Origin of the sequence: Microbacterium sp., assembly GCF_036277215.1 — a bacterium.
In the GTDB taxonomy this organism is placed as follows: Bacteria; Actinomycetota; Actinomycetes; order Actinomycetales; family Microbacteriaceae; genus Microbacterium.
The window spans coordinates 1-2,201 of the sequence record NZ_DASUNI010000075.1; the positions used below are offsets into that span (position 1 = coordinate 1).

A 2,201-nucleotide genomic window follows, 5' to 3' on the forward strand; every position below is an offset into this window, starting at 1 on the left:
AGCCGCCACCTTCCACCAGAGCGACCGGAAGCTGAGGATCACACTCCCCTCGATCCTGTCCGCCGAAGACTCCTTCGAGGTCACCGTCGTCTACGGCGGCGCCCCGAGGCCGCGGCGCTCCCGCTGGGGGACGATCGGCTGGGAGGAACTCGCCGACGGTGCGCTGGTCGCCTCCCAGCCCACCGGAGCCCCCACCTGGTTCCCGTGCAACGACCTGCCCTCCGATAAGGCGACCTACCGCCTGTCGGTGACCACCGAGCAGGCATACACCGTGGTCGCGAGCGGACTGCGCGTCGGTCGGACCAGCCGGGGCGGGAGGTCGACCTGGCTCTTCGAACAGGATGCGCCCACGCCGACGTACCTGACGACAGTCCACATCGGTCGATACGTCGAGGAGACGCTCCCGCTCGGACGATCCACCGGCCGGCTCTTCTTCCCGGCGCCGCTGGCCGCACGTGTTCACGCCGACTTCGCCGATCTGCCGCGCATGGTCGCCGTGTTCGAGCACCTGTTCGGTCCATACCCGCTCCAGGAGTACGCCGCCATCGTGACCGCCGATGAGCTGGAGATGCCGCTCGAGGCGCAGGGGATCGGCGTCTTCGGCGCGAATCACATCGACGGGTCCGGCGCGCTGGAACGGCTTGTCGCCCACGAGCTCGCGCACCAGTGGTTCGGCAACAGCGTCGGCGTCTCGAAGTGGCAGGACATCTGGCTCAACGAGGGTTTCGCCTGCTACTCCGAATGGCTGTGGTCGGAGTACTCGGGCGCTCCGACAGCCCACCAGAAGGCGCTGTCCCACCATGCACGTCTGGCGTCGCTGCCGCAGGACCTCGTGCTGAGCGATCCCGGCCCGGATTCGATGTTCGACGATCGGGTCTACAAGCGCGGTGCGCTGACGCTGCACGCACTGCGGCTGACCCTCGGCGACGATGCCTTCTTCGGGATGCTGCAGACGTGGGCCCGAACCCACCGGGGGTCCACCGCGACGACCACGGACTTCGTCGCCCTCGCGGAGAGTTCGGCGGGGGTTCCGATCGCGTCGCTTCTGCGCGCCTGGCTCGACCAGCCGCGACTTCCGAAGCTCCCCAAGCCGGGCGGGGGCAGCTTCACCCCGATTGCGACACCGGCGCCGCCGGAGCAGCAGCTGCAGTGAGCACGAACCCGTCCGGTCCGGGAATGATCGCGGCATCCACTGTGTCGACCCGTCCCGGGATCCGCACGGCCCGCGCAGCCGGCAGCCGCCCGCTGCCGACCTCACCCACCCGCACGGCGGCGAGGTCCACGCGGACACCGCGGCCGTCAGCCTTCAGCGCCGCCTCGAGAAGGGTCCATCCCTCGAGGTCGGGCGCAGGTGCGGGTGCGAAAAGAGGGGCGAGCTCGGCGAGGCGCGCGCCCGCGTCGCCTCCCGGCGCCCGCTCGATGTCGACGCCCACCCCGGTCGTGTCGGACAGTGACGCCGCGGCGACGGCCACGACGCTCCCCGCGTAGCTGACGCTGATCGCGACCGGCGCTCCCGTCACGCGCGGCCGGCCGTGCTCGGCGCCGCAGCGCTCGCACGTCGTGGTGAATCCGAGGCCGGCGGCATCCGTGAATTCTGCGATCAGCTCCGCCAGCAACGACCTCCCCGCAAGGAATCGCTGTGCTCCGGCACCGCTCAGGGCTTCGTACCGGCGCACCTGCGGCTCTCCGAGCCGCCGAAGCACATCGACGGATGCCGGCGGGGACGTTTCGGCATCGCACCACGCAAGCCGGACCGGGCCGAAACCCGCACGTCCAGCGGTCATTCCCCCAGGGTACGGCGAGTGTGCGGTCGCCACTCGCGAGAGTGCATGTTGCTGCCGCCGAGCGTGCGCCGCCCCGGGTCTGGCTGCACGATCGGCGTGGGCAAGATGCACTCTCGGCAGCGGCAAGGTGCACTCCCGGCGCGGAGACAAGCGCTGTCACGACACCCACCACAGCGGTAACGTGAGCGGACACCGCTCGCCCGGGAGACCCACATGACGCACGAACCCCCCGCTGCCGACCAGACGATCAGCGAGATCGTCGATCGACTGAGTGTCCAATTCCCGGATCGTCCGACCGCGACGATCCGCGAGGTGGTGACCCAGTCCTATGAGGAGTTCAACGACGCGCGGGTCCGGGACTTCGTCGAAGTGCTCGTCGAGAAGCAGGCCAAGAAGCGCCTGAAGCACCTCGACTCC

At 69.8% G+C, this 2,201-nt stretch carries 3 protein-coding genes; 2 read left to right on the forward strand and 1 reads right to left on the reverse strand.

The genetic code is table 11. The features are described 5' to 3' along the window. Window positions 1–1,153, forward strand: a 1,153-nt coding sequence (locus VFX99_RS03660) for a M1 family metallopeptidase (RefSeq protein WP_329664962.1), incomplete at its 5' end; no start/stop codon positions are given. Here VFX99_RS03660 and VFX99_RS03665 read toward each other — a convergent pair. Further along, window positions 1,107–1,784: a hypothetical protein gene (locus tag VFX99_RS03665; RefSeq protein ID WP_329664963.1), complete on the reverse strand. Its 678-nt coding sequence runs from the start codon at window positions 1,782–1,784 to the stop codon at window positions 1,107–1,109. The genes VFX99_RS03660 and VFX99_RS03665 overlap by 47 nt on opposite strands. A 213-nt stretch (window positions 1,785–1,997) precedes the next feature. Between VFX99_RS03665 and VFX99_RS03670 the strand changes: the two genes are divergently transcribed. Beyond that, window positions 1,998–2,201, forward strand: a 204-nt coding sequence (locus tag VFX99_RS03670; RefSeq protein ID WP_329664964.1) for a three-helix bundle dimerization domain-containing protein, incomplete at its 3' end; no start/stop codon positions are given.

Excerpts from the sequence above, each read along its gene's own strand:
- VFX99_RS03665 (WP_329664963.1), bottom strand. The coding sequence starts at position 1,784 with ATGACCGCTGGACGTGCGGGTTTCGGCCCGGTCCGGCTTGCGTGGTGC.